This is a genomic window from Anaerocolumna sp. AGMB13025, from assembly GCF_029689925.1.
GTDB lineage: Bacteria > Bacillota > Clostridia > Lachnospirales > Lachnospiraceae > Anaerocolumna.
Genome location: NZ_CP121445.1, coordinates 5284591 through 5310344 on the forward strand (window position 1 = coordinate 5284591; position 25754 = coordinate 5310344).

General features: G+C 37.3%; 22 protein-coding genes and 1 riboswitch. Of the genes, 3 read left to right on the forward strand and 19 right to left on the reverse strand.

Annotated elements, in window-relative coordinates; all coding sequences use genetic code 11:
* Positions 1-35: 35 nt before the first annotated feature.
* The 8 genes from QA584_RS21875 to QA584_RS21910 form a co-directional block, all read right to left on the reverse strand.
* The gene (locus QA584_RS21875) at positions 36-827 is read right to left on the reverse strand and encodes a hypothetical protein (RefSeq protein WP_278271228.1); all 792 of its coding nucleotides are present in this window, start codon (positions 825-827) and stop codon (positions 36-38) included.
* Between the two features lie 177 nt (positions 828-1004).
* Complete coding sequence (gene ytvI, locus QA584_RS21880) at positions 1005-2126, reverse strand: sporulation integral membrane protein YtvI (protein WP_331487714.1); 1122 nt, start codon at positions 2124-2126, stop codon at positions 1005-1007.
* 111 nt (positions 2127-2237) lie between these two features.
* Positions 2238-3839, reverse strand: a complete 1602-nt coding sequence (locus QA584_RS21885) for a sensor domain-containing diguanylate cyclase (protein ID WP_278271229.1) — start codon at positions 3837-3839, stop codon at positions 2238-2240.
* A gap of 379 nt (positions 3840-4218) precedes the next feature.
* Positions 4219-4968 (reverse strand): ABC transporter ATP-binding protein, encoded by a 750-nt coding sequence (locus QA584_RS21890; RefSeq protein ID WP_278271230.1) that lies wholly within the window; start codon positions 4966-4968, stop codon positions 4219-4221.
* Positions 4969-4998: 30 nt separating this feature from the next.
* Positions 4999-6084, reverse strand: coding sequence for an ABC transporter substrate-binding protein (locus QA584_RS21895; RefSeq protein WP_278271231.1), 1086 nt, complete (start codon positions 6082-6084; stop codon positions 4999-5001).
* Positions 6085-6120: 36 nt separating this feature from the next.
* The gene (locus QA584_RS21900; RefSeq protein WP_278271232.1) at positions 6121-6909 is read right to left on the reverse strand and encodes an ABC transporter permease; all 789 of its coding nucleotides are present in this window, start codon (positions 6907-6909) and stop codon (positions 6121-6123) included.
* Positions 6878-7174, reverse strand: a complete 297-nt coding sequence (locus tag QA584_RS21905; protein ID WP_278271233.1) for a thiamine-binding protein — start codon at positions 7172-7174, stop codon at positions 6878-6880. Before QA584_RS21905 ends, QA584_RS21900 begins: the two co-directional genes overlap by 32 nt.
* A gap of 146 nt (positions 7175-7320) precedes the next feature.
* Positions 7321-7451: riboswitch (TPP riboswitch) on the reverse strand.
* A 196-nt stretch (positions 7452-7647) separates the two neighbouring features.
* Positions 7648-8607 (reverse strand): DUF1861 family protein, encoded by a 960-nt coding sequence (locus QA584_RS21910; RefSeq protein ID WP_278271234.1) that lies wholly within the window; start codon positions 8605-8607, stop codon positions 7648-7650.
* Positions 8608-8988: 381 nt separating this feature from the next.
* Here QA584_RS21910 and larC point away from each other — a divergent pair, with 381 nt between their 5' ends.
* The gene (gene larC, locus QA584_RS21915; RefSeq protein WP_278271235.1) at positions 8989-10740 is read left to right on the forward strand and encodes a nickel pincer cofactor biosynthesis protein LarC; all 1752 of its coding nucleotides are present in this window, start codon (positions 8989-8991) and stop codon (positions 10738-10740) included.
* Between the two features lie 85 nt (positions 10741-10825).
* Positions 10826-11662 (forward strand): ATP-dependent sacrificial sulfur transferase LarE, encoded by an 837-nt coding sequence (larE, locus tag QA584_RS21920; protein WP_278271236.1) that lies wholly within the window; start codon positions 10826-10828, stop codon positions 11660-11662.
* Between the two features lie 392 nt (positions 11663-12054).
* Here larE and larB read toward each other — a convergent pair whose 3' ends face one another.
* Together larB and rbsK are read right to left on the reverse strand one after the other, a co-directional pair.
* Positions 12055-12798, reverse strand: a complete 744-nt coding sequence (larB, locus tag QA584_RS21925) for a nickel pincer cofactor biosynthesis protein LarB (RefSeq protein WP_278271237.1) — start codon at positions 12796-12798, stop codon at positions 12055-12057.
* A gap of 143 nt (positions 12799-12941) precedes the next feature.
* Entirely contained in the window at positions 12942-13877 is a 936-nt protein-coding gene (gene rbsK / locus QA584_RS21930; protein WP_278271238.1) for a ribokinase, read from the reverse strand.
* Between the two features lie 395 nt (positions 13878-14272).
* On the opposite strand from rbsK, the gene QA584_RS21935 reads away from it, so the two are divergent.
* A complete protein-coding gene (locus QA584_RS21935) occupies positions 14273-14812 on the forward strand; it encodes an ECF transporter S component (protein WP_278271239.1) in 540 nt (179 codons plus the stop codon).
* A gap of 140 nt (positions 14813-14952) precedes the next feature.
* Here QA584_RS21935 and QA584_RS21940 read toward each other — a convergent pair whose 3' ends face one another.
* The 9 genes from QA584_RS21940 to QA584_RS21980 all read right to left on the reverse strand — a co-directional run bounded on the left by QA584_RS21940 (position 14953) and on the right by QA584_RS21980 (position 25416).
* Entirely contained in the window at positions 14953-16827 is a 1875-nt protein-coding gene (locus QA584_RS21940; RefSeq protein WP_278271240.1) for a polysaccharide biosynthesis protein, read from the reverse strand.
* 248 nt (positions 16828-17075) lie between these two features.
* Entirely contained in the window at positions 17076-18266 is a 1191-nt protein-coding gene (locus tag QA584_RS21945; protein ID WP_278271241.1) for a Coenzyme F420 hydrogenase/dehydrogenase, beta subunit C-terminal domain, read from the reverse strand.
* Positions 18267-18285: 19 nt separating this feature from the next.
* A complete protein-coding gene (locus tag QA584_RS21950; protein ID WP_278271242.1) occupies positions 18286-19500 on the reverse strand; it encodes a polysaccharide pyruvyl transferase family protein in 1215 nt (404 codons plus the stop codon).
* A 273-nt stretch (positions 19501-19773) separates the two neighbouring features.
* Positions 19774-20568, reverse strand: a complete 795-nt coding sequence (locus QA584_RS21955; RefSeq protein ID WP_278271243.1) for a glycosyltransferase — start codon at positions 20566-20568, stop codon at positions 19774-19776.
* A gap of 30 nt (positions 20569-20598) precedes the next feature.
* Positions 20599-21009: a DUF2304 domain-containing protein gene (locus QA584_RS21960; RefSeq protein ID WP_278271244.1), complete on the reverse strand. Its 411-nt coding sequence runs from the start codon at positions 21007-21009 to the stop codon at positions 20599-20601.
* A gap of 17 nt (positions 21010-21026) precedes the next feature.
* A complete protein-coding gene (locus QA584_RS21965) occupies positions 21027-21716 on the reverse strand; it encodes a glycosyltransferase family 2 protein (protein ID WP_278271245.1) in 690 nt (229 codons plus the stop codon).
* 58 nt (positions 21717-21774) lie between these two features.
* Positions 21775-23022, reverse strand: coding sequence for a lipopolysaccharide biosynthesis protein (locus QA584_RS21970; protein ID WP_278271246.1), 1248 nt, complete (start codon positions 23020-23022; stop codon positions 21775-21777).
* 20 nt (positions 23023-23042) lie between these two features.
* Positions 23043-24821 carry a hypothetical protein gene (locus QA584_RS21975; protein ID WP_278271247.1) on the reverse strand — a complete coding sequence of 593 codons (1779 nt, stop codon included), beginning with the start codon at positions 24819-24821 and terminating at the stop codon, positions 23043-23045.
* 127 nt (positions 24822-24948) lie between these two features.
* Entirely contained in the window at positions 24949-25416 is a 468-nt protein-coding gene (locus QA584_RS21980; protein ID WP_278271248.1) for a hypothetical protein, read from the reverse strand.
* Between the last annotated feature and the right edge of the window lie 338 nt (positions 25417-25754).

The window sequence follows — 25754 nt, forward strand, 5'->3', positions numbered from 1 at the left end:
AAAAGTGGTAATATATAAGCTTTTTTATTACTGTATTAATAAGTACCCCTTAACTGCATAACTCTTCTATCTGGGTAATTATTGATTTCATTCACAGTATGTATGTCATATTGATTCAAAAGTTCTTTGAAATAAGCTTTGATGGTTTCTTTGGAGATGATTCTTCTCCCTTCTTTATCTCTGGAAATCTTAAAATTGGAACGCTCAGATGTTGTTAAGGATTTTAACGCTTTGGGTCCATACCAGCAAAAGGTATCCAGTACTTTAATGATGAGATTCGTCTCTTCTTCGGTAAGTCTGCCTTCCGGAACTTCAAAAACATTGACTCCGTGCTTTTTCATACTGGTATATAACTGGTAATAAGGTGCATTTTCCTGATTGACATTATAATCATCTTCAAATAATTCTTTGTCGAATAATGCCAGTGAAAACCCCTGAGAATAATATAACAGCCACTGAATATAACCAGGTGATAAATCTCCCTGGCAAAAATAAATCATAATCTGGGCTATCAGGTTAATCTTTTTCTCCATTAATTTTTCCAGTACGGCCTGCAGACTTTTTCTGAAAGCGACATTTGTTAAGTTATCTTTGTTCTCCAATAAAAGTTCATAATAATAAGCCGGCTCTTCCGCTATGGTTTTTAATTTGTTAGAGTATTCCGCAGTTGGTACATCACCTTCAATGTATCTAATAATAGTGGTCTCCCCCCAACCAAGTAGTTTTGCAAGAGGCTTTTTACCTATACGAAAATCGCTTAATATCGTCCGTATTTCATTGGCAGTGACAATTGAATTAGCATTATTCTGCAGATTTTTTTCTTTCATAGTTTTATCCCTTTCAGTATAATGTCTTCCCCAAAATCCCTTATTTTCTTCGCGTTTCATCATCTTCATAATATAAAATTTTTCAATTTTGGTCAATATTAATTGTTAAAAAGTCCAGTGTTATTTGGTACAACTTATTTGTCCTTTCTAATTTAGTAACTATTTATACCAAAGTCACTAAAACTTTCGGAACTCATTAATATCATGCATAATAATCTTAAAACCTCTTATTACTCTGTCAAACATTCCCATCTGATAAAACTTAACTAAAACCATACCTATCGGTATACCGATAATCATTCCAAGTACATTCAAAAATTTATAGCCGATGAACATAAAGATAAGAGTAGCAAAAGGATTGATACCTATGCTGTCCCCTACCATCTTAGGCTGGAGTACCTGTTTTATAATCTGGCAGATTAGATAAATTACAATCAATAATACAGCTTTTAGATAATTGCCTAACAACAATTCCACCAGAGCCCACGGCCAGATGACAGCACCTGTGCCAAAAAAGGGCAAAAAGTCTAAGAATGCTATACCAACGGCTAATAAGAAAGAATAATTAACTTTTAATAATTCAAATCCAATAAATAATATAACAATCAGTATCAGCATTATTTTAAATTGTGCTTTAAAATAACCGCCTACTGCTCTTTTAAAATTATCTATAATCAATGTATAACTCTGAATGACTGTCCCAGGCATTATTTTCCGAATACTACGGGAAAGATTATCCCTTTCCGCAATGAAGAAATAAGCCGATAGGATTGTAATTATAGTCATCAACAGAATTTCTATTATATTTTTTGCATAAGTGCCGGCTTCACTGATTGTAGGGAGATTATCCTTACTCATTAATTTTGAGCCATATTCCGAAATGTTTATATTCATACTGTCTACCATCCTTTTGATTCCGGAGGGAAACAATACATAGATACCCTTTAACTTTTCGGACACTTCGTTTAACTGTTCTTCCATACTTTTATAAATCGTCGGCATATCCTGAATAAATTGTGCCGACTCTTTTACAACGATAGATATTAATGCGTATAATGTCCCCACCACTACAGCGATAACTGTAATAATTATAAGGGCAGAGCTGTGCTTACGTACGATTTTTACCCTTTTCTCCAGAAATTTAACTAATGGATTAGCAATCATCGATATAATAAAACCTATTACAAACGGCATAAAAAATCCTAATATTTTCGGCAACAAAAACAGGGCAAAAAGTAAGCCTAAAATAAAAATCATGAGGTTCACAACTATTTTAATGTATATGGCACCATTTTTCATTTGTCCCTCTCCATCATACGAATGTAATAATTTTACTGTCAATTAATTATAATACTTTTTCATTTTTAATGAAACATATTTTTAAAATTTAAGATATTTTTAAGTAACTATTTATTCTCTGCTTCCAATGACCCGGTTGCGGCCCAGTTCCTTGCCTTCATATAAAGCCCGGTCTGCTTTGGATATACATTCATCAAAGGATTCTTCCTCTTTATATTCCGCGACACCTATGGTAATAGTTATGTTAACTTCAGACGATTCATCCAGTTTAATGGCAGCAGCTTCTATATTCTGCCGTATTTGTTCCGCTGTTTTTAAAGCTTCTTCATACGTTTTATTTAACAGTAGGATAAGGAATTCCTCACCACCCCATCGGCATACTATATCATTTTTATACACATTTTTCTTCATGATATCCGCAGCTTTTATTAATACTTTATCCCCTGTAGCATGTCCATAAGTATCATTATACTGCTTAAAGTAATCAATATCCGCAAGGAGCAGTACCATTGGTTTTTTACTGTCTTTGCCTGACTTAATATGTTCCGCTAACTTTTCTTTAAAACCTCTGCGGTTATAGGTGGTTGTTAAAAAATCCATTTTAGCAGCACTTTCTAAAAGTGTTTGATAGGATTTTAGTTCATTGATGGAGCTCTTTAGCAGTCTTTCCGTTTTTCTTCTCTTTTCCAGTTCATTAAGCGTCAGTACCAAAAATAAACAGATCAGCATGATCGGTAATGTTGTAATTAGAGACTGAAATATGATTATCCCGGCCGGCACCCTGATAAACAGTCTCCAGGGGGCATTGGAAAAACGCATGGCATATACATAATAGCTTCCTATCTGTTTCACTTCATTCCTGGCTATGCGCTTCATGGACGAAACGGTAAAATCATCGATATTTAACAGTTTTCCCATCGATATGACTTGATTATTAAGTTCAGAACTATAGCCGGCAGCTATTACCATATTATTGTTATCAACTAAATAACTTTCATACTTGGAATCTATCATCCTGCTAAAATTCAGGTTGGTAAAATCAATGGCTACTACACCAATAAATTTATCAATATTATAAATAGGCACAGAATATGTAACAATTAATTCCTGCCTTTCCTGATTTAAATAAACCGGTGACCATACAGGCAGCCTGTCTGCATCGTTTTCCGGCATAGCTATTGTATAATAATTTTCTTTTTTTAGATCTTTGGTAAACTTAAAATCTCTTGATGGAACAAAAGGATAACGATTAACAAAATCATGATCACTGATATATTTTAAGGATAGTATATCCGGTAATTTATGATATAATTTATAAAATATTTTATTAAAATGTAAGGCTAAGTTTACTTCATCCTGTATACTTTTACTTCCACCCTTTGGGACTGTTCCGATTCCTGTTAAGTTCCCCTCTGTTACCGCAAGCTCTGTCCCCTCAATAGAGTCCATATGAAAGTAATCCTGTTCGGGATTATATGCTAAGCGATTAAATGTATCAGAATTTCTGATTCCGGCACCTAGAAAAAAACTATTTCCATATACTGATATTAAATCTGCATACCCGCTTATTAAGTCTATGTGATGATTCAAAACCGCCTCTTTTGATATTGCTGTGTTTTTAAAGTCCTTCATCAGGGAATCGAACTTATTCTGATAGGTAATTATATTACTTACGAAGATTAGTAGTAATATAATGGGTTTTTTTAGTTTCATAGATTACCTCCCAGGCAAGATTATAGCATAATCCGGTTCGTCTGTAAAAAAACGTATATGCTCGCAACTGTCTCTCCCTCAGATTTAATTGAAACCTACCCTTCCCATCAATGCAAGTTCTTTATTTTATTACAATAAATTGATTAATAATGCGAAAAGGCACTATATCAAAGTGCCTGATCTAATATAGTAAAAATTCTGTATTTGCTAACGATTGCCAGATTTTCAACTATTTTTTTACCTTTATAAACATTTTAACTAAAAATATACTTTTTTTCAACATTTTTTTTACAATTTATAAAGGCCCACATTAAATATTACAGTTTTTTCCTCACTATCACATTCCGGGATAACTGAAATTTAATGCAGACCTTACTATCTATATATTTTTCTGTTCCAATATACTTAGTATATGTTTTTTATATTCCATAAATTGCTCGCTGACAATAAACTCTTTATTTCTTGGCCGTTTATCATTTATAATAATTTCTTCTGTAATTCTTCCTGGTTTTCCAGTCATCATATAGATCCGGTCCGACAAAAGTATTGCTTCATCAATATCATGGGTTATAAAAAGGGTGGAAAGCCTTATCTGTTCCATTACCTCCAGGTACCATTCATGCATACTGCCTTTTGTGATTGTATCAAGGGCACTGAAGGGTTCGTCTAACAATGCTACCCGGTCCGAGAAAAGGTATGTGCGCAAAAGTGCCGCTCGTTGTCTCATTCCACCGGATAACTGATGGGGATACCTTTTCTGGGTTCCTTCCAAACCGAATTCAGCAAAATATCGACTGGCAGTATCTCTGGCGGCTTTTGCCTTTACACCCTTAATCCTTAGCGGCAGTGATACATTATCCAGTATTGTTTTAAAGGGCAAAAGCAAATCCTTTTGGAGCATATAGCTTATCTTACCGGCCTTTCCCGTTATATCCGTACCATCTAACGAAACCGTTCCGGTATCCGGTCTTAAAAGACCGGACAGAACATTAAATAAGGTAGTTTTACCTGCTCCGCTGACACCTAAAAGGCAGACAATCTCATCTTTTTTCAATTCTATGGAAATGTCCTCAATGATTTTAACTCCGTCAAAACTTACACTGATGCCATTAGCTGTTAGCTTTTCCATGTGTATTTCCTTTCCCAGAACCCAAGGGTACTATTTCGATAAGTAATCATTGCTGAAGCCGGTTCCTGCAGGGATTTCCCGCTCAATCAGTTTATTGTCATATAACCAGGCATAAAAACCATCCCATCTGGCTGGATCAATATATCCCCATTGAGATACTTCTGCCTTATATTGGTCTTTTAACCAATTCTGGCTTTCTTTAATCAGTGCAGGGTCTAACTCAGGTACTGCCTTCACTAATAAATCTGCTGCATCCTCGGGATTAGCTATGGCATATTCGTATCCCTGTCTTACAGCATCCAGAAACTTTTTAGCAGTATCGGGATTTTTACTTAAGAACTCATTATTCCCAATAATAACCGGACTGTAATAATCTAGTTCTTTTCCATAATCAGCAAAATTTATATAATTGGTATCAAGTCCTGCAACTTTTGCGGCCATTCCGTCCCAGGCCTGATAAACCCATACGGAGTCAATATCGGTTTGCAGAGCTGTTACTACATCGGATACTGTATTGGGAATTAATTTAATATCCTCAAATTTACCGCCGTCATCCTCTACTACTTTTTTAATGATTGCAAGTTCAATGGGGTCGTCCCAGGTTGCATAGGAATGTCCGGCCATCTTAGCGGGAGTATCAATACCTGTTTTCTTTAGAGAAAGAATACCGGAGGTATTGTGTTGGATAACCGCAGCGACTGCGGTAACCGGCAGGGCATTCTTAGTCGCAAAGGCAGGAGCTAAGGTATCCTGGAAACTGATTCCAAACTCTGCTCCACCGGCACCAACTAATGCGGTTGTACTGCCTTCCGGCGGCTGCATGATTTCCACATCAAGTCCGTTGGCTTCAAAATAACCTTTGGCCTGTGCTACATATAAACCTGTGTGGTTGGTATTGGGTGTCCAGTCCAGCACAATACGTACTTTTTGCTTCTTGCCGCCTGTTGTACTGGTATTGGCGGTATTCTCTGCTCCGTTCGTTTCCTGGGACTGGGTAACCGTATTATCTGCTGTGCCGTTACTGCCTGTTTCATTCTTATCTTTATTTGTGCAGGCTGTTAATGCAGAAACCACCAAAATGCCTGTCATTAATACTGTTATTAACTTCTTTTTCATAAAGTATCCTCTCATATCAAGTTTTAAATTAATCTTCTATTTTTTCTGTTTTGACTTTTTTACTGTTTCCCGCTCCCAGGGCATCAGTGCTTTTTGCAGCAGGGTTACCCCAAACATTAACAGCAGACTGATGAAAGAGATAAAGAAAATAACCGCAAACATTTTATCATAGGAATAAGACTTGCGGACTCTTGTCATATATACCCCAAGTCCGTTAAAGCCTCCCAGCCATTCCGCAATTACCGCACCAATGATGGAATAGGATACCGAGATCCTAAGACCGGCAAAAAAATGGCTCATGGAACTTGGCAGCTTTATATGGAAGAAACGCTGCATCCTGTTAGCCCCCATTGCCTTAAGCAGATTTAAGGCATCTTTATCTGCTGAGCGGAAACCGTCCAGCAAACCAATGGTTATTGGAAAAAAGGAGGTTATGATTATTAGGGTTATTTTAGGCAGAATCCCATATCCCAGCCAGAGTACCAGCAATGGAGCGATGGCTACGGTAGGTACGGTCTGCGTTATTATCAGGACTGGATAAATAGCTTTATAAGCAATTTCAAACCGATCCATTACCACAGCTACCAAAAATCCCAGGACAATGCCTAAGGATAAGCCAAAAAAAGCCTCCGTTAGAGTTGTCCCTGCATGGGACATTAATAGCGGAAAATCACCAAAAAAGGCAACTACCACATCCCCAGGGGAAGGCAGCATAAATTTTGGAACAATGCCAACCCCTGACATAATCTGCCATACTGTTAAGATTATTGTAATTGCTAAAACCGGTGATATTTTATATATGATGTTTCGTAACTTTTTTCTCAATGGTCAGTACACCACCCTCCGGTGCGAAGCTTATCTTTACATAGGCTGCCACTTTTGGACACCCCGCCTTAATAGCTATATACTGGCAGTTTTTAACGATTTCCATTAATTCTTCATATTCCCCTTCAATGGCTGTTTCACAAGGTCCCACATAATAGGTTAATCCCGTACTTTTAATATAGGCAATGACCTCGTCTACAATTCGGATTACTTCCTCATCCGTATCAACATGGGGTAATACCTGTATCGCTACACTTGCATTCATTTTGTTTCCTCCTTCTTTAACTGGATACAATTATAGTTTTTGTTCTTGTATCCTTTTGCCTTTATGTAACAAAAAAATCTATAAATTAAAAAAACTCTCCGGTAACGGAGAGGTATGTATATTGTTCATAAGTTATTCCAACTTATTAACTTGCCTATATACATCCCTACGCCGGCATTATCCGGATCAGGTACGAACAGTTTTCACTGTTTCAGGGTTTAAAACATTGGATTAGTTTTCTCTCAGCCTAATTCTTTAGGCACCCCTAGTTCATGGCAAGTGTAGCATAACCTGGTATTGATGTCAATACCTAGTTCTTAGCTTTTAAATAATATTCGAATAATTTTGCGTATGCAAACGTTTTTGTTCTAACTAACTAGGCTAACCTCTCACAAGTAAGATATTAGTTCTGCTTATGATTGTAGTTCTACTTATGATTGTAGTTCTACTTATGATTGTGGTTCTACCTTTGCCTACTGTTTGTTTACTATAGCTCCATATCCCTTAAAGGGGTAATCAATTACAAGCCTTCCTACTTCCGTATCCCCAACGCCACTATATAAATCTGCTTTACCATCTTCTCGCATTACTATGCCAGAGGTAAATACACAGTCTACCAAAGACGGAAGTTTTGCAGGTCCCTCCGGATAACAGTCTCTGGTTCCTATAATTTTAACATCAAAGGCTTTCTTCTCTTCTCTGTCGTATACAAAGGAGATATTTACATATACCAGAATCTCGTTTCCCTCATCGTCGGTTCTCTTATAGCTTTTATGTCCGATAACACCAATTTTCCCGCTGTCCAAATAATAACATTGGTTACATCCGCCCCATTCATCTGCATCAAACAGACCATCTATTTTTTCTGCATTATTTATAACTTCTGCATTTAATTCCTGAATATCATTTATAACAGTAAAACCTACAATGGATTCACTTCCATAAAGAGTTCTGATTTCTTCATTTCTTGGTCTGGAGAACACACCAATCTTTCCGCCTTCTAAGGAAACCAGCCGGATATCCTTCATATAATCCGGTCCCGTAGTGAAATAAACTAAGTCATGGATATCTTTTCCCCTATAAAAATATCCATAATAGGTATCAATAATTCCCTGTTTCTTTCTTACATGGGTGCCGCCTAGAATTAACTCACCGTTAATAACCGCTATATAAGGATCTTCCAACTGATAAATCATCTCATTCTGCACTAAGGTCCATTCATCCTTACCGGTTTCCTCAAATAACCTCGCCCAGGATCTAGCCCATTCATCCCTTTTTTCAATACGTCCATATATATATCGTTTGCCTTCCCAATAAAATGGAATAGATGTGTTATAAACATCAAACCCTTCTACACCAAGAAATTTCACTTTACAGCTTTCATATATATTTTTTTCTCTCTCAAACACTTCCCGTTGTTCAATAATTGTCATTTCAAACCTCCTCACAAGTTGTAAATTACAAGTTACTCTTACCTTCTGTACAATTACCCATACTAATTGATAGAAAAAATTCTTTCCTTATTATAACACTTTTTGTATAAAATTGCTATATCTGATAGTACTGCCATGAATAAAACAATCCTGCCATTTTACTGCTTGTCCATTAAACTGCCTATTCCCTATTACGCCTCTGATAGTTCTCAGACAGGGTTTACAGACCTTTCACAACAGTTCACACAAACGTTTGCTTATTTACAGTATCTAATGTTATAATACTTCTTATAGTTTATGTGATATGATAGTATGTATGAAACCTATTGTATAATTTGACAGGTTTTAATAATACCTTTTATAAGTAGTTAGGAGGAAGAAATGGATAAGAAAACATTGTATTTAGAGTGTTATTCCGGAATCAGCGGAGATATGACCGTTGCGTCCCTTATTGATTTGGGTGCAGATGTAGACGTTTTAATGGCTGGATTAAACAGCCTTAATGTGGATGGATATAAGATTGAAATCAGCAGAAAGGAAAAGAATAGCATTGATGCATGTGACTTTCATGTAGTTCTGGAGGTACCTGAGACAGATTACATGGTGGAGGAAGCGCACAGCCATGAGCATCTACATGAGAACAATATACCTCATGAGCATAATATATCTAACGAAAATCATGTTCTTCACGAACATGATACTGACTCTAAACATGATATCGGACATTCCCATGAACAGGATGGACATTTCTACAAACAGGATGATGGACATTTCCACGAACATAATGATGGACATTTTCATAAACAGGATGATGAACATTTTCATAAACAGGATGATGGACATTTCCACGAACAGGATGATGGACATTTCCACGAACATGATGATGGTCATTTCCACGAACATGACGGATATTTTCATCATCATGATGATAACCACGGACAATCCCACAAGCAGGATGAGTCCCATCATCATAAAACCGGTCAGGCACAGTCTTTGGGAAGCCAAAAAGAACTTACGCCTCCTCAGGGCGGCCATCACCATATACACCGTCATGTGCCTGCTCCCCTTAAAAAAGTGACGAGTCTGCATACCCATTCACATAGCCATGATGAAAGTAAACCTCATTTGCATTATGGTCACCATGAGCACAGGAATTTAAATGATATTAATTTAATAATTGATGGTTCCGATATTTCTATGAATGCTAAGGATATTGCCAAAAGAATTTTTTATATTGTTGCAGCAGCAGAAGCAAAAGCACATGGGAAGCCTGTTGATGAAGTTCATTTTCATGAAGTTGGTGCGGTGGACTCAATTGTTGATATTGTGGCAACGGCAATTTGCCTGGATAATTTAAATATCGGTGAAGTTATTGTCTCCGAATTATATGAAGGCACCGGTCATATTAACTGCCAGCACGGCGTTCTTCCGGTTCCTGTACCTGCCGTAGTAAACATTGCTGCCAGTCATCACTTAAAGCTTCATATTACTTCCGTAAAAGGGGAACTTGTAACTCCCACCGGAGCTGCTATCGTTGCTGCAATTAAGACCAGTGACACCCTGCCAAAAGAGTTTAAGATCAATCGGATCGGACTTGGAGCAGGCAAGCGAAATTACGAACGGACCAGCTTCCTGCGGGCCATGCTGATTGAAGAAATAAAAGGAACGGTTACCGGTACAGTTGTCCCTGACTGTGTATGGGTACTGGAAGCTAATATTGATGACTGTACCGGTGAAGCTTTATCCATAGCAATGGATACTTTATTAAAAAATGGTGCAAAGGATGTTTATTATTCTCCTATTTTTATGAAAAAAAACCGCCCTGCTTATCTTTTAGGAGTAATCTGCAGTGAAGATAAGATTGAATTAATGGAGGAACTTATCTTTATCCATACAACTACAATTGGTATCCGAAAACATGAAGCTTACAGGACTACCCTTAACCGCGAGATAAAGACTATTAATACACCTTTTGGGGAGGCATTGGTTAAAGTATGTTCCTACAAAGATAACACCTATTATTATCCGGAATGTGAAAGTGTAAAGAAATTGTGCGTAGAATCCGGAAAAGATTACGGAACACTCTACAGTCTGATACAGACTCTGGCGGTACAGCAGAAAATCTCCGAATAATGAATGTTGTATTTTTAAGTTTATTAACTGCGAAGTTTGAGTATAGTATTATTAACTACAGTATGAAAATAAAGGAGTCACTAATTTGGAATATAATTTTACCTCAGATATAAACCAATTCAATTATCAGAAGCTGGCAAAGGTCATGGAAACCAATTCCAATTCCGGTATCTGCGTTGCATTTTCCGGCGGTGTTGACAGCAGTCTTTTACTTAAAATAGCTTGTGATACAGCGAAAGAAAAGAATCAGTCCGTACTGGCCGTAACCTTTGAAACCAGACTCCATCCCCATGGTGATCTGGACGAGGCTAAGGAACTTGCTTTAAGCTTTGGTGCAAATCACAAGGTTATTGCGGTAGATGAATTTTCTGATCCAGAAATCATGCATAATCCAATTGACCGCTGCTACCGCTGCAAAAATCTATTATTTAAGACCCTGATTCAGACAGCACAGAAGGAAGATTATCACTATCTGATGGATGGAAGCAATTATGATGATTTAGATGCTTATCGTCCGGGTATGAAAGCTTTGAAGGAACTAGGGATACACAGTCCTTTATTGGAATTAAAAATCACTAAAAGTGAAATCCGCTCCCTGGCTTCTGATCTTTTTATTCTTAGCAGCAACCGTCCCTCCGCCCCTTGTCTGGCTACCAGGCTGCCTTACGGAGATACTTTGGATTTTGATTTGTTAGAGCGGATCGATTTGGGAGAAAAATATATTAAAAAACTTGGATTTTACAATGTAAGACTTAGAGCCCATAAGGATATTTTGAGGATAGAAGTGGATAAAGAGGCGTTTCCCAAATTCATGGAAAGTTACGGCACCGTGGTACAGCAGCTAAAAGAGCTTGGATTTTTATATATTACTTTAGATCTGGAAGGCTTCCGGTCCGGCAGTATGGATATTAAAATAACATAGCACAATAATAGAAACTCGAAAGGGGCTGTTGCAAAATATAGGATACCAACCCTGGGCATAGAATAAGGATTATATTTTCAAATATAATCCTTATTCTATGCCAGGTAATTTAGTCTTTGATTTGCAACAGCCCCCAATTGAATAACCTGCTCTCCTATTGTAATAATAAACTCTGGGCAATTGGTCTTTACAATAGTATCAGTTCTATTCTACTGAGCAGAGTATTACGCACAGTCATGTGATTTACTATTCATTCAATTTATTCAATCGCAAAATTCAAACATTCTTCTAATATATTCAGTCTTTTATTTATTCAATCTTTTATTTATTCAGTCTTTTATTTATTTAGTCTTCTATTTCTTTCAGTCTTCTATTTTTTTCAGTCTTCCCCTTTATTCATTTCTTAACCGATTTATCTGGGTTGCAATATAACCTGCCCCAAATCCATTGTCTATGTTGACCACCGCAAGACCTTCGGCACAAGAATTAAGCATGGTAAGAAGAGCCGATAAACCGCCAAAATTAGCACCGTAGCCAATGGAAGTCGGTACCGCAATAACCGGCTTGTCCACAAGCCCGGCTACAACTCCACCTAAAGCCCCTTCCATTCCAGCAACTGCAATGATACAATTGGCTTTGTGAAGTTCCTCCATCTTAGAAAGCAGCCTGTGTATGCCCGCTACTCCCACGTCATAAACCCGGATTACCTTTGATCCGAAAAATTCCGCTGTCTGGGCAGCTTCCTCGGCTACCGGAATATCTGAGGTTCCACCGGTGCATACTACAACACAGCCCTGTTCTTCCTTTTCTATCTTTCTTACAGATAAAATCCGGGACAACGGGTCATATTCCACCATAGGCAATACCTTTTTTACTTCCTCATATTGTTCTTTACTGGCTCTTGTACCTAATACATTGGTATCGTGTTCATAAAATCTTACGAAAATTTCTTTCAGATGATCGTTCGACTTCCCCTGACAGAATATCACTTCACCAAAGCCGGAACGCAGGGACCTATGGTGATCCAGTTTCGCAAATCCCAAATCTTCATATGGTAATTTCTTTAATTCTGCTTCAGCCTGGGCAATATCTATCTCATTGTTTTTTACCTGTTCCAATAATTTATGCAAATCCATACTTGTGGCATCCTTTCAATTCTTATATTTCTTTTGTTTCTTATATCTCTTTTGTTGCAGACCAACTAAGTTCTTTTATAGAAGTCTATTTCAGTTATCAGTATATAAATATTCACCCAATAAATCAAGAATAACGCCTGCCTCTATGAATAATTAAATTTTACCTCTAGGAGACGGTCGGTTTCTTCTCTTGAAGGTATGGACCTTTGTGCCCCGGCTCTGGATATTGAAATGGAGGCGGCGGTATTTGCAAACAGAACTGCCTCTTTTTCACTCTTTCCTTCTGCCAAGGCGGTGACGAAGGCTCCATTAAAACAATCTCCTGCCGCCGTTGTGTCTACTATTTTATCAGTTTTAACAGCTTTATAGTGTTCCGTACCATTGTCATTTACAAGGAGGGCTCCTCTCTCGCCAAGAGTAACCAGTACATTTTGCACACCTCGTTCCACAAGACTAAAAGATGCATATATAATATCATCCAGCTTATCACAGGATGTATTGGTTAATCTGGCTAATTCTATTTCATTTGGAGTTATATAGTCAATGTAGTTTAGTATGTCCTCAGGGATTGCCTCAGGTGCTGGTGCCGGATTCAAAATAACTGTCTTGCCCAGCTGTTTAGCTCTTCGAATTGCATAGAATACGGCTTCTGCCGGTATTTCCATCTGCAACAGTACATAATCGCTTTCTATAAACAGGGAATCATTTTCCTTTAAATAGGCACTATTACATTGCCCATTGGCGCCAGGTACAACTACGATACTGTTATCTCCTGCCTCATTGACATAGATTACGGCCGTACCCGTAGGATAATCTGTACTCCTTTTCATCTGGTTTATGGTTACTCCTGCCTGATCTAAATTATTTAATATGGCTTCACCAAACTCATCCTGTCCTACACAGCCTAACATTGTGACATCACCTTTTAGACAACCGGCTGAATAACTTTGGTTAGCGCCTTTTCCTCCGGGAATATATTGTATATCCCTACCTAATATAGTTTCTCCTGTTAATGGCATATTCTCAACTTTAATGACAATATCCATATTCAAACTTCCAATGACAAGTATCTTTTTCATGGGATTACCTTCTTTCCGGATAAATTGAATAAAATTGTTCTTATATACTTTATTCACTTTATCCAATTCTAAACCACTTAAGTTACAATTGTCAGGCATCTTCTATTATACATCAGATTACACTTAAAAAATACCGCTAAACTGATTTAATCCCCTGAAAATCTGCATTTTTCTAGCTAATAAATCAAATTTCTGTCCTCAACTTAAATTAAGATAATCCTTCTAAACCAAACGGAATACTTTTTTGTATATAAAAATACTTTTTTGTATATAAAAAGACTTTCCTGCACAAAATCTGGCACTGTTAATTATATTAATACTGGAACTTTTAATCATACCAAAATTAGTATAAAGTATCAACAAGTCAGATTTCTATTCGAAAGGAGTTCTAATCTATGAATAATAAAACACTTAAAATTGTTATTGCCGCCTTAATGGCAGCATTGACCTGTATTGCCACCATGATTATTAAAGTTCCCTCTCCTACTTCCGGTTATATTCATCTTGGAGACGGTTTTGTATTATTATCCGGCATGATTCTTGGACCTGTTTATGGAGGCTTAGCCGCAGGAATCGGTTCCATGTTTGCAGATCTGTTTTCCGGATATGCAGGATATGCACCGGCAACTTTTATGATAAAAGCTTTAGCCGCAATTACCGGAGGGATATTATTTCATGTAGTAAGCTCTGTTCTTCCTAAGTTTGCAAAATATATTGCAGTAATTATTGCCGGAATCGGCGGAGGCGTTGTAGTTACCGGCGGATACTTCCTGTTTGAAGCCTTTATTATGGGTCTTGGTGTACCTGCAGCTTTTACCGGAGTACCCTTTAATCTTATACAGAATTTATTCGGCGTAATCGTAGCCACAGTATTAATGCCCTTATTAAGTAAAGTACAGTTGGTCAAAGAGTTCATGATGAAAGCCTTATCGTAAAAAAAGACCGCTGCTGATAACTGGGGTTACCGATAATCTTTCTTCCACCTATCAAGCAAGCTTTCCAGGCAGGGAATCATATCGGTAAACTTTATATCTGCAGCGGTCTTAATAGAAGGACCAGTTTCCTTATTTTCTTTCTAACTTTCTAATTCCTTGATTATATAAGTTGATACCAGTTTTTTTACCCTGTCTCTGATATCGTCTGCCTCTTCCTTCGCAGCCTGATCTAAAGCTTCCACCTCTTTTAGAATTGCTTCTTCATCCATTTCGATGGGTTTTCCGATATGTATCAGTTTATTCTGGGTATCCTGTAAACCTTCTTCATCCATTAACAGCTCTTCATAGAGTTTTTCTCCGGGTCTTAATCCCGTATATTCAATGGAAATATCCCTTCCTGGTTCATATCCGGATAAACGGATCAGGTTCTTGGCCAGTTCCGTAATTTTAACGGGTTCACCCATATCCAGCACGAAGATTTCCCCGCCTTTTGCATAGGCTCCTGCCTGAAGGACTAAAGATACCGCCTCCGGTATGGTCATAAAGTATCTGATAATATCCGGATGGGTAACTGTCACCGGACCACCCCGCAGTATCTGTTCTTTAAAAAGAGGAATTACACTGCCGTTGCTGCCAAGGACATTCCCAAAGCGTACTGCTACGAATTCTGTTTTGGAACGCTTGTTATAGGCTTGTATAATCATTTCGCAGATTCTCTTGGACGCACCCATTATATTGGTTGGGTTAACGGCTTTATCAGTAGATATCAGGATGAATTTTTGGACTCCGTATGTATCGGCAGCTTTTGCCATTTTGTAGGTACCGCCTACATTATTCTTAATAGCCTCGTTGGGGCTGTCCTCCATAAGGGGTACATGCTTATGAGCCGCGGCATGATAAATAATCTCCGGTTTATATTGTTCCATAATGTGGTTCATGCGGCTGGAGTTCCTTACGGAGGCAATTAACACTACCAGATCTAATTCCGGGTATTCGCTTTTTAATTCCTGCTGAATGAAATAAGCGTTGTTCTCATAGATATCAACAATAATTAACCGCTTGGGACCGTTTTTTACGATCTGCCTGCATAATTCACTGCCAATGGAGCCTCCTCCTCCGGTAACCATTATGATTTTGCCTTTGACATAATTCATAATGCCTTCCATATCAATTTTAACAGGTTCCCTGCCAAGTAAATCTTCAATCTCTACATCTCTAAGCCTGGTTACACTGACCTCTTCATTAATCAGCTGATACATACCCGGGAGGATTTTTAAGGCACAGCCTGTCTCCTTACAGATTTCAAGGATTTCTCTTATTTCTTTTCTGGAAACAGAAGGCAGGGCAATAAAAATATCCGTAATTTCATGTTTTTCTGCTGCTTCGATTATTTTAGTCCGGTCACCTACAACCTTTATTCCCTGAATATAACTGCCTAATTTATCTTTATTATCATCAATCGCACATATCACTGTACCTTTTACATATCCGCTGACTGCGATTTCCCGAATAATAGAACTGCCCGCTTCTCCTGCCCCTATTATCATGATACGGCTTACGCCGCTGCCGGGATTACGCTTTGCCAGCCTTCTGGCATAGCGGTAAAAAAACCGGCTTACACTGATTAAGGCCATCATAAATAAGGTACTGAGGGGATAATAACTTCTTGGCACATGTATCGTTAAGATAAAGTGCATACCAATGATCTGAAGGATTCCCGAAACGGTACAGGCAAAAATAATGTTAACCAGTTCATCAATCCCTGCATATTTCCACAAGCTGTTATACAAACGGAACAGGGTAAATAAAATGATCGAAACAACTGTATTTATTATGGTATAAGCCAAAACCGCTTCTGCATAGTTTGTTGGTATCTGACCAATCCGAAAGTCAAAGCGAATTAAAAGTGCTGAAAAAGATGCTACGTTAATTAAAATAGCATCCAGTATGATAAGGAAAACCCTTCGTATAAATAATCTTTTATCATTAATGAACTGTTTCACAAGAACTCCCATCTGTGTGCTGCACCACACAAGTGTAATCTATATATATAAAACTTATAGCTTGTCTAAAATCCCTTACTAATACTTTTGGAATCACAACATATCACTTTAGATATATTAGCATATATCAAGCCAGGATACAATTGTTTACAGGCATTTTTCCAGGAAGACACAGATTTTTCACAAGGCAGTTTATGTCTGATGAAAGAATACGTCGGAGAGCAGCACAAATACCATAGTTTCACTTTTTTGAGACTTTATCACCTGAATCGAAAATAAGCTTTCGCAATCAGATTATAAAGCCCGGTCTTTTTAAGCAACGGTACAGCTATCTTTTTAATCCCCCATTGCATTGGAGATAGTCTGCCATACTTTTTTATAGCAGTTGTACTTCCCTGGGTTTCATAAACCTGCCAGAACTCCTGCAGTCTTGGTGAAGCCTTACTGGGGGTTTCAAAAATGGGCTGATAGAAGGCTGTATGGCTGGTTTCCATAATATCCGTATCCTTCCAAATGGCTTTTACTATTTTTTCTCCTTTCCCGGTATTTGAAAGTACCAGGGTAACCCCTGTGTTATCGGAAAAATTCTTATGAGAGTTCTCGATACCCCAGAAATCCGCTAAGGTGATATCGGAAACCCGATGAAAGGAGGTATATACGCATTGATAACAGCTTGGTCTTAGAATATAGTGGGAAAAGAACAGGATATAAAAGGGGTCCTCCTGCATGTTCTTTTTGTATACTTTTTTATCAAATTCCACCTTTAAGGCACTTTCCCGCCAGCCAGAGTCTTTATTTCTAAAATTCACCGACTGTATTGTTTCTTTGTATCGGTCCTCCAAATATACTTTATAATCTTCCCATACCTTTGGACTGGGTACCCCATGACAGGCTATATCACATAGGATCAGACCCGGATACTCTTTTCCCAGATAACTTTTTAAGCCTCCGTTTTGGCAGGGGGTTCCGGTAAAAAGGACCAGCTTACCTGCTTCAAGGACGGACTTTATCTCCGTAAAGATATTACCCAGATCACTCTGGACATATTTAGAACCTCTCATTTTATCTCTCTGTTTCGTATCCACCGCCTGACTGTGAATAACCTCAAAGTATTCATTAAATGCTGCCCCGTAAACAGTACCGCCCTGCTTTAAGATATAATCGGATATGGCAGTAAAGGCACCGCCGGAGGAACTTTTTTCTCTTACCTCCTGCTGCTTATGTTTAAGGCCATATACCAGCTGGTCTTTTGGTATTATTTCCTCATATTCGGTTTTATGGAAGGCACACACATTAACGCAAGCGCCGCATTCAATACAGGTTTTCTGGTCTATCACAGGGTATAAAAAACCTCTGGCATCTCTTTCCATGGAAATAGAATGCCTGGGACATATATTCATACAGGCCGTACAGCCACAGCAATTTCCTTTTTCCTTATATAAGTGAATCATATCGGTTCCCATCTGCTTTCTAAGAAATAGCGGGGGCATCCATAGCAGTAACCGCCACTTCTCTTGATAACCCGTCCTTGACTTTTAACATATCCTCCAGATATACCATGGAATCTGCCCGTAATTCCTCGAGTTTTAAATTGACTTTATTATAATCGATATCCGCGCTGCTGTTTTTAAAGTGATAAACCGCTTTGTGCGGATTCCCGGTGTTTTCTTTTTGTATTAGCCTGTCTTTTAAATCAAATATACTTAAAATATGCTCAATCCTTGAAGACATTGCTCCCCTTATTCTTTCTTCTGCTATTTCAACATAAAAATTCCGGTTAAAATTAATGGAAAATGCTGTTCCGTGAAAAGAATTCGTCACAACATACTTTGCATTTTGTATCTCATAAAGCCATTCCAGGGGACCGACCTCCCTACAGTACTCCTCTTTTACCTTGTAGTGAAACGGTTTATTCAAAAGCCGCAGAGGATAATTCATTTTTCTTGACAACTCTTTAGCGAACTCTAAAAGGGTTTCTGAGTATTCCAGCATATATACGATAATAATGTCTTCCTGTTTGGGTTTTCGGTCTATTAATGCTGCCCACTCTTCCTTTCTAAGTAATAAAGTTGGATCAAGCACCACTTTTGCTTCTCTGTGTATCAGTTCCCTGGTTAAGTCTGCTCCTGTCGTTTCTCTGACCGAAAGATACTTAACTTGGGATAGCAGCTCTTTATAATCTTTTATGTATTTACCTGGTATTTCTTTAATTCCGAAGCTGGCGGCGTAACTGCCTTTTTTCTCTCTGTCTGTAACAAATTCCAAAAGATAATTTTTATCTAAAATGACTCTTCCGCAGTTCCAGACCTGATCACTGCCGGCGATAAATAAATCGTATTCTGAATTTAGACCTTTTATAGTATCACTGTTTACTGCACGGCTTAACCGGTACCGTTTCCGAAAGGCTTCAAATTTACCCGCCACTACTTTGTTATTAAAAAAAAGAGTGGTTAAAACCATCCTTGCAAATTCGAAATTTGAATAACCCTGATGGTCGGGTTTTCCTTTTAAAATACTTTTTATTTTATTTTTCTGCCATAACAGGATGTCCCTTACATTTTTTCTGCTGTAATCTATAATATCACATTCAACACCCAGGTTTTGAATGGTTTTCTGCAAAGCATATGCCTGTAATACGGCACCATAATTGTTTACTCTATGAAACGTAATAATTCCTACCTTCATTTTCGGCTACCAAGCTTTCTATCTATCCTTTATATTATTTTTTTTTAATTGTTTAGGTTTCTTTTTACTTGAATGAATATTTTATGCTTCTTTATTGTATGATTGATTTATGCTTCTATATTGTATGATTGTTTTATGCTTCTATATTTTCTTGAATGATTGTCTTGATATTTTATTGCTTCTTTTTTCATATATAATATTTTCTTCTTTTATTTTGTTAATCTGCTAAGTTTTATCCTATATGCTGGGATAAAATGTCAGCCTAGAATTAACTCAATGTATTTCATTAGATTTTTCCGATTTAGAATACAGGCTTACCAGCATCTTAGCAATCGGTTCGGGCCAGAACTTAAGAAACATCTCATAATCCTCCCTGGAACGGACCTTATCTCCTATAATGGCGGTTGTAGCGGATTCCCCATGTATTCTGTGAAAGGTCAGAATCCTGCTGCAATATACAAATTCACCGTTTAATCTGGATAGTTTCTCCCAGGCCTGCCAGTCTTCATCCGAACGGTAACCTTCTTTAAATATCTGTACCGGCAAGTTCTCCTTATTAAAAATAACCGATGGACAGCAGATTGGACAGCCAAAGGACAATATCCTCCTGCGTAGGAACCTGCTCTTATGAAATGACCGGACGTTAAGTGGAAGCAGCATAAGCCGCTTAATCTTTAACATGGTATTATTCTTTACTATCTGGTTCTCCCGTATTTCCGCGTAATCTGTAAAACCAATCAAAGGCTTCTCTGCCCTCTCCATTTCTTTTATCATGATTTCAGTATAGGTTTTCGCATAGACATCATCCTGGTGGGCAATGGTTATATATTGGGTATCTGCCTGACTGTAGGCAAAGTTCCAGTCGTTCACAATTCCCTTCTTCCCGGAGTTAATCCGTAACTCAATTCCGTACTTATCAGCGATATCCTTTATAAATTCATTGGGCGTAGAGGTAACCATTAACAGTTTAGAGCTTACCGTCTGATTATACAAAGATTTCACACAGTCTTCTAAAAACGTACTTTCCTGATATGCACATATAACAAAGGTATGTTTTACCGTACTCAAAATTAATTCTCCTTTAAGACAACTGACTTGTTATACCTTATTTTCTGGCTCAATAATACTTTCCGTCCCGGTTATATTCTCCGCCCAGACTTTGCCTTCCAGTTCCCGTATCCGCTTTTCCAATAAGGCATTATCCTGAACCAGACGTTTTATCGTATCACTTTGATTCGATACAATAGAGGTAATAGAAATCAGTATAATTAACACAAAAAACAGTATCATGGCAAAAAGCCCGTTACTTGCCAATTGGATACCGACTATATGGATAAACCAATTCAGAAGTTCCGGGAAAATAAGGAGGATACCCATACCGATTCCCCCGAAAATCCATAACAAAGTGTATTTTAAAGACAATGTCTTTCTCTTTAGCAGGGAAAAAATCAGAAGGAAATATAACAACAGACCAGTCGTTAAAAATACCCGAAGTGACGTAGAAATCATATGTAGCTCCCTCCTGTTTAAAATTTTAGACGGTACGTAAATATAGCAATGGAAACTTTTATCATATAATAAACGGTTTTCCAGGAATGAATGGAACTGCTGCCAGATTCCCGTTCATGCATTATCACAGGAACTTCCATAATTCTGCCTTTGTGAAAGGCCCCGGCGATAATTGCCTCCGGTTCAGGGTAATCCTGAGAATATTCCTGGGAATAGATTTTAATAAACTTTTTGTTAACCCCACGAAAACCACTGGTTACATCCTTAACCGTGGTTTTACTGCAGACCTTTATCAGAAAACTTAAAAAACTAATTCCTGCCCTTCTTAACCTGGAGGACTGAAAACCCTGTTTTAAAATAAAACGGGAGCCGATTACAATATCCGCCTGATCCTTAATGATAGGTTCCAGAATTTTATCCAGATATCCCGCATCGTGCTGTCCATCCCCATCCATCTGGACGGCAATATCATAATCCCGTTCCAGCGCATACTGATAACCGGCCTGTACGCCTCCTCCGATGCCTAAGTTAACAGGAAGAGAGATATAATTATATCCCTTCTGTTTACATATTCTCACCGTATCATCCCTGGAACAATCATTTACGATTAAATAATCAGCATAAGGAGCTTTTTCCTTTAGGCTGGTTATGACTTTTTCAATATTACGTTCTTCATTATAAACCGGTATAATGATCAAAATTTTCATCCCATACCACACCTTTCAATGCCTGGTTCTTACAGTCTTTGGAATCTGGCCGGCAGTTTCATATTTCATTTTCTTTCCGTTTTTTTAATATAGCAGACATTAGCATTAGTGAAAAGAACAATACCAAAATAATATTAGCTATTATGCAAAGGACAGCTGCCCCAAACATGGCATACTGTTTAACAAACATCGGACCAAGAAGGGTAATAAACAGAGCGGTTACCGTATATCCGGCTAAAAGTACCTGCTGCTTTCTCATAGCTGTCAAAACATGAAACAGCAAATAAACACATGCACTAAAGCCTCCGCTTACCAAAAGTAATATCAGTTCTCTTCGATAGCCAAGGAGATCCACTCCATAAACAAGAGATAAAATCTGACTTCCAAAGAAGTATCCTCCGGTAACGACAACTATCGTTATAATTAGTATTCCAAACAGTAACCGAAATATATACTTCATAAAATTACCGATTCGGTTCTCATCCCATTTTATTGCTATATCCGTCAGCATTGGTTTAAATATAAACTCACTGAACAGGTTAATTACAAAGGCAGGCATAAATAGAATACTGAAAAATGCCTGTATATTTTCTGTTAAATATTGATCTATCATATATCTTGGCACATTATTGATATAAAGTGCCAGAAAGCTTCCTATAAACAAAGGAAAACAGCTGATAAATAATGTTTTAAGTTCTTCTTTATGAAATACCGGCCGTATGGGTGCCATACTTTTAGCCGTCGGTACATTCAGCCAGATGCATGCACCTATGGATAAAATTCCTGTTACGATACAGGTAAGGATTAAGTCTTTTGTTACTGCTAAAACAACGATAAAAGATAGTACTGTTATAACATTTCGATAAGTCAAATATTTACCGGCAAGATCGATACGTCCGAGCTGCTGGAACAGACCGTGAAAAATATCTTCGATGGCATCCGACATTTTAATAATGCAGATACTAAATACGATGATAGCTTTTGTAATGGTATAGCCGCTCCAAAGGATATAGAAAAAGCTTACGAGGAGCATGCTGATACAGGTTATAATTCTTGAGAGAAAGTAGGTCGGAAAGGGTATGACTTCTTTGATATCCGTAGCCTGATATGCCCTCATGCCATATCTTCCGATTGTTAGCATCAGCTGAGCATTCGCAAAGCCTAGGGCAAATATACCGGCATAGAAATCCCCGCATATTCTGGTTACAAATATTAATAACAAAAACGAGGTGCCGGCATTGCACATCATCCCGATTGTATTCCAGATGAATTTACCGGCATTCCGGTTATCTTTAAAAAGTCCCACTTTTATTCTTCTCCCTTGTCTTAATTGGCACCGTCCTCATCCCTTACATACAGATAATATCGTTTTAATTTAAGTTCTGATTGAGTATAGCCTTCTATGGAATACCATTTGTTCGTTAAGATATATTCCGGGTAACCAACTTTGGGGTCATGGAACAGATGATTAAAGCTGTATAAATTCAGGTTCCAGAAGGATTCCCCCGGAAAATCCTTAATATATTTCTTAAAATCATCGGTTTTGGAATAATAATAATCCGGTCTCTCAAAGAAGGTTTCTAATTTGGCATCGGATACATTTTTATCGGATACGAATAAGAGTGATCTCCAATCAAAGTCTTTCTGGTCTTCAAAATATTTATTTAATGTCAACGCATCTGAATTCTTATTGACGGAATTCTGTTTATCATTATAGATATAAATATAAGTATAGATATTACTGATAACTCCGGACAAAAGAAGGGTAGCCGCAACGACTCCATAAAAAGCCTTGACTTTTTTCCGGTATAACAAATAGATGCTTCCTGCTATCCATAATATTACCAGCATATGAAAGGTGTTAACCATCATTTCACTGTTAAACAAATACTTTATATAATTAGCACCCACACAGTCAATCGTAGAGCCCTCCGCCGGCATAATACTGATATATCCAAGGAGCATCAGATAAACCACCGACAGGATAATAATCTTAAGATCAAACTTTACAAGCTTTACTTTGTCATAAATACTGAACAATGTAATCAGCAGAGGCACTACCAGATAAAACATATATCGAAAATGGAATCTTGCCATTACCTGGTCTAAATTCTCTGCCGGAATAATTCTTAGACAGATAACCATAATCGTTGAAAGCAGTATAGTACAGGTGACTATAAATAGGTTGCGTTCCTTTTTGTCTAATACACTGCTCATGGAAATCGGCAAGGTTACCGTAAAATATCCAAAGTATAAGGTAGTTAACAAAAGATACGACAGCAAAGGGTACATCAGCCGGCTTAACAAATACGTATCAAACATATTCTGCAGTATGGCAATAATCGTGGTTTCCGCCGAGGATTCTTTGGATATATGGTTGATTAAGTTAAAGAGAATATCATAGGTAAACTTAAGGCCTAAAAATACCGTTATAAAAAATAATAAACTAATCAGGCACTTCTTTCGGTTTTCCTTATCAAAAAATAAGAACTGAAGAATATAGTATAAAACCACACCGGTAAAGATATTAAGTGCCATCTGTTTACATAAGCTTACAAGGAAAATATAGCTGCTCATCAAAATCACATTACGCAGCTTGTACGGGTTCTTTAAAATCAGCATAATAAAAATGAAAAAAAACCAGATTACCATGGGATAATACAGATTTTCCTGCAATATCTTGGTGGTGTAATACATTTCCGGTACCATTATACTGATTACAGCAATGAGAAAGGATCGGAATCTGTTGTTTAAAAACCGGTTAGACATAAAATATACCGGAAATACAACCGAGGACATCAGGACCGAGTTCATAGCTACTGCGACATGGTACTGAGTCTGCCCATCTCCAAAGGCATGGGAAACGGATAATACAATGGAATACAGAATTTCCTTATAGCTTAGGATATCATTCCTGAAATTGCTGCCTAAGTGATAATAAACGGATTTACTCAAATTCCAATGTAATAATTCATCATAAAAAACATTCATCTGCCCGCATAGGAGCCCTAAACCAATTCTTAATAAAACACTGCCTATAAATGTTACAATCAAAATAAGATATATATTATTTCCTTTTTCAAGATATGTTTTTATTTTTGACATGATTTTACGCTTCCGTTAATGTTAATTTTCTTTTTCTGTAAATACAGTGATTATCCCATTTATGAAATCGTCTGTCAATAGTATAACCATTGGATTCTTAGATAAATTTAACTAATCTCTTATACTCTTACATTTTATTAAAGGGCATAAGATTCTTAAGATGTTTTTGTTCCTCTTGCAATAAGGTATTCAGTATCTCTGTTGCAAAAGATGGTCTTTTCTCATTCAGCAGATCCAGAATATGTGTTATAAGAAAAATCTGTTTATTCTGTGTGTCAATGGCTTTTGCAATCAGCTGTCCTGCCGTTATAATTCCATAACTGCTGATGGACTGCTTTAAATTAATGAGAGCATACTCAACTTCACCCATTATTCCATTATCAATTACATATTCTTCCTCTGCTTCTGATTTCTTTACAGCCTTTCTATAGCTATCCACCCGCTTTTTCTCTTCTGCCGCCAGAATCTTTGCCGTATTCTTAAAGGCATAATTGCTTTCAGACAAAACACTTGCGGATAAGTTACCATAGAATTCTTCTCTCATGATTTCTAATTCAAATAATTTATATAATAGTATTACAAAAGTATTGTTCATATAAACCGCCTTAAAATAGTGTGCCTATAACATTATATATTATTTCAGGAATTTTACAATCTTAATTATAAACAAAAAATAATTGATCTTATTTTAGGAAAACTGACATTATTTTCTTCCTCTCTTTCTATTTCTACAAAAAATTTATAGAATCACGGACAAACTTGTCAAATGATTTTTTATCCTTTTATTGTAATTATTTGGTAATTATGATACGATAGAAAAAATAATTGAATAAGGAGATTACAAAGGCGTAATCTATATACCTAAAATAAGGCTTCGGCGTTGTTCCAAAGCAATATCGTGCCGCTATTAATCCTTATGATATTATTTTTTAG